At 43.3% G+C, this 4001-nt stretch carries 4 protein-coding genes; all 4 read right to left on the bottom strand.

From position 1 onward, the window contains the following. Positions 1–21: 21 nt before the first annotated feature. Positions 22–1398 (bottom strand): Re/Si-specific NAD(P)(+) transhydrogenase subunit beta, encoded by a 1377-nt coding sequence (gene pntB / locus B9J84_RS12975; protein ID WP_017046914.1) that lies wholly within the window; start codon positions 1396–1398, stop codon positions 22–24. Positions 1399–1409: 11 nt separating this feature from the next. Then, positions 1410–2960 (bottom strand): Re/Si-specific NAD(P)(+) transhydrogenase subunit alpha, encoded by a 1551-nt coding sequence (locus tag B9J84_RS12970; RefSeq protein WP_094124308.1) that lies wholly within the window; start codon positions 2958–2960, stop codon positions 1410–1412. A gap of 289 nt (positions 2961–3249) precedes the next feature. Then, a complete protein-coding gene (locus tag B9J84_RS12965) occupies positions 3250–3534 on the bottom strand; it encodes an HlyU family transcriptional regulator (RefSeq protein ID WP_026028968.1) in 285 nt (94 codons plus the stop codon). 10 nt (positions 3535–3544) lie between these two features. Further along, positions 3545–3913: a late competence development ComFB family protein gene (locus B9J84_RS12960; protein ID WP_013867802.1), complete on the bottom strand. Its 369-nt coding sequence runs from the start codon at positions 3911–3913 to the stop codon at positions 3545–3547. Positions 3914–4001: the final 88 nt, after the last annotated feature.

Genomic DNA, 4001 nt, shown 5'->3' with positions numbered 1-4001 from the left:
TCATTATCCTAATCGTAGATGCTATAACGCTTTTGAGATGGCGTCTACACTCTCTTTTGCATCACCAAAAAGCATATAGGTATTATCTTTAAAGAAAAGAGGGTTTTGTACACCTGCGTAGCCAGTATTCATTGAACGCTTGAATACAATGACATTTTGCGCTTTCCATACTTCCAACACTGGCATTCCGGCGATCGGACTGTTCGGATCTTCTAATGCTGCTGGGTTTACTGTGTCATTTGCACCGATCACCAAAACCGTATCCGTTTCAGTAAAATCATCGTTTATTTCGTCCATTTCTAACACAATGTCATAAGGCACTTTTGCTTCAGCAAGCAGTACGTTCATATGGCCAGGCAAACGTCCCGCTACTGGGTGAATACCAAAGCGAACTTTAATGCCTTGTGCACGTAACTTCTCCGTGATTTCGTGAACAGGATACTGTGCTTGAGCTACTGCCATGCCATACCCTGGAGTGATGATCACTGACTTAGAGTTTTTCAGCATTTCGGCTACTTCTTCAGCGTTTATTTCACGGTGTTCACCGTACTCAACGTCTGCGCTGATAGCCACATCTTGACCAAAGCCCCCGGCAATCACACTAACAAAAGAGCGGTTCATCGCTTTACACATAATGTAAGAAAGAATGGCACCTGAAGAACCAACCAGTGCTCCGGTTACGATCAGCAAATCATTCGCTAACATAAAGCCAGCCGCTGCCGCTGCCCAACCTGAATAGGAGTTAAGCATCGATACCACAACGGGCATGTCTGCACCACCAATCGAAGCCACCAAATGGTAGCCAAACGCAAACGCTATCAGAGTCATAATAATCAATGCAAACATGCTGCCACCATTATTAACAAAGTAAATCATTAATAATGTGGAGACAACAATGGCCGCGAGGTTGAGCTTATGCTTATGAGGGAGATTGAGCGACGACGACGAAATGATTCCACGCAGTTTACCAAAGGCGACGATAGATCCTGTAAAGGTGACGGCACCAATAAATACCCCAATGAACACTTCAACCAAATGAATCACGTGTTCAGCGTGATCGAGTACAATTGGCGCATCGATATAGCTGTTATAACCCACTAATACCGCAGCCATGCCCACAAAACTGTGGAGAATAGCCACAAGTTCGGGCATTTCGGTCATTTCTACTTTTTTAGCATAATGAATACCGATACCACCCCCAATTACCATCGCCAGCAATACCCAAGCTAAGCCCTGCGCATCTGGACGAAAAATAGTGGCGATGAGTGCGATAGCCATACCCGCGATACCATAGTAGTTACCAGCTCTTGCTGATTCCTGCTTTGATAATCCAGCAAGGCTCATGATGAAGAAGATAGCAGCAATAATATATGCGGCTTGTACTAATCCTGCAGACATATATTACTCCCTTAGTCTTTACGGAACATTTCAAGCATACGTTTGGTGACTGTAAAACCACCAAAGATGTTAATGCTTGCAATTAAAACAGCGATAAACGCGAGGAAAGTGACCACACCACTCCCTTGACCTATCTGCAATAAAGCTCCGACCACAATAATGCCGGAAATTGCATTGGTAACGGACATCAAAGGAGTATGTAAAGCATGAGTAACATTCCAAACGACGTAGTAACCCACAACACACGCTAAAACAAAAACGGTGAAATGGCTTAAGAAAGCCGCAGGTGCGACCGATGCGATCCAAGCAAAAGCGCCAACGGCAGCAACTAAGCCAGTAATTTTTTTCGTCGCAGAAACGGGTTCTTGTTTTTTGGGTTCAGGTCTAGTTGGTGCGGTCTTGACTTGCGGTTGCGCAGAGACTTGGATCGGTGGTGCTGGCCACGTTATTTCGCCTTCTTTCACGACCGTCACACCACGTAAAACAACGTCTTCAAAGTCAATGTTGATGGATCCATCTTTTTCCTTGCATAACAATTTCAGCAAGTTAACGATGTTTGTTGAATATAATTGAGAGGATTGTGTTGGTAAGCGGCCAACCATATCAGTATAACCGACCACTTTCACACCATTGGCGGTTGTAATCACCTGATCGGCAACCGTGTATTCACAGTTCCCCCCGTTTGCAGCTGCAAGATCGACGATCACGCTACCAGCGCTCATACTGTCGACCATCTCTTTGGTGATCAGCTTAGGGGCTGGACGTCCAGGGATCAAAGCCGTCGTGATAATGATGTCGACATCTTTAGCTTGCGCTGCATACAGTTCAGCGGCCTTTTTATTAAAGTCGTCAGACATCTCTTTGGCGTAACCATCGCCTGAACCAGCCGTTTCTTGGAAATCGACTTCCAAAAACTCTGCACCCATTGATTGAACTTGTTCTTTTACTTCTGGGCGAACATCAAAAGCTCGTACAATTGCCCCCAAACTTCCTGCGGCACCGATAGCAGCGAGGCCAGCAACGCCAGCTCCAGCAACCAGTACTTTTGCCGGCGGGACTTTGCCCGCTGCGGTAATTTGCCCTGTAAAGAAGCGGCCAAATTCATGTGCAGCTTCAACAACAGCGCGGTAGCCAGCAATGTTAGCCATTGATGACAAAGCGTCTAAAGCTTGTGCTCTGGATATTCTCGGCACTGAGTCCATCGCCAGCACGTTGATTTTTTTACTTGATAACTGTTCCATCAATTCTGGGTTTTGTGCAGGCCAGATAAAACTGATTAGGCTTGCCCCTTCTTTGATCAAAGCAACCTCATCAATCGATTGTTTTTCATCAACAATCGGCGCATTGACCTTCAAGATAATGTCTGAATTCCAAACATCTTGTGTCGAAACAATCGTGGCACCAGCCGCCTCAAAAGCCACATCATCAAAACTGGCTAAAACCCCAGCTTGAGTTTCAATGGAGACGTCGAAGCCTAGTTTGATTAATTGCGCTACCGAACTCGGTGAAGCTGCAACCCGTGTTTCACCCGTAAGGGTCTCTTTTGGTACACCAATTTGCATAGTTATTCCTTGACTATTGGCACAATGATTATTCTGTTTTTATCTAACCACCAGCATAACTGCAAGCAGTTTGTAATAAAAATACAAAATGCTATTACATATAAGGTTAAGTAATGAGTGATTGTCATAGGTGAAAGACAAAAACACAACGACATCCAAACAAAGCAGAGGTCGAACCACTTATCACAAAGCTCTATAAAAACAGGATATTAGCCATGTATTTTACTCAATGAATAAGGGTATCGACTAATGAGGATATCCATTATGATTTTTATCAAGTTGGACGATGTTAGGAAAAGATTTTCTCGCCCATCTGATCGATGAGCATTTTTGCTTTTTTAAGCATAAGCTCATCAGCGTCGCTTCTACTAGCTACGACATCGGAGCGGATAAAACGGTGAGTACATATTTCACCATTAACATCTTTACTAATTTTACCAGCGACACGATATTGCCCTGATTCGGACATTGCATCTTGGTAAATTAAAAAACCTTTATATTCAATGGGATCTAAAAGCTTCATTTTTGAGTCATTGCCTGACCCTTGATTAAATAAACGAGAAAAAAATCCCACAAGAACTCCTTTAAGACTTGTTTGTTTCAATAATCGGCTTCTCGAACCACTCTAGTTCTAAGTTATCGTCAAAGCGCAATTGGCCTAGAATGATAGGAATATCATCTTCTCTGTGTCTACGTCGATCATTAACGATCATGCTTTCCGCCGATTCAACGGCAACTTGTGCATTCTCTTTAAGTATGACCAATTTTTCTTCAGGTAGCGCAGAGAGAAAATCTATGTCGTATCGAATATAGATCGGTCTCAATTGAGCAAGGGATAAGCAAGCAAGATCGGCAAGCTGCTCATTATCATAGTGATTTACATACTTATCTTCAGCCAATACGCGTCCGACAAGTGTTTCCATGTAATTATGTACATCAACACTGATTTGCATCCTTACACTCCTTCCTCTTCGTACTAATCAAAATATTTAGATAGAACTTAGCAGTAACAACTTAACGTACCTTGGTGATTTTATACAA

Source organism: Vibrio sp. V03_P4A6T147 (genome assembly GCF_002241085.1).
Taxonomy (GTDB): Bacteria; Pseudomonadota; Gammaproteobacteria; order Enterobacterales; family Vibrionaceae; genus Vibrio; species Vibrio anguillarum.
Note: the sequence above shows the minus strand (reverse complement) of the source record. Positions and strands in the feature narration are given on the sequence as shown.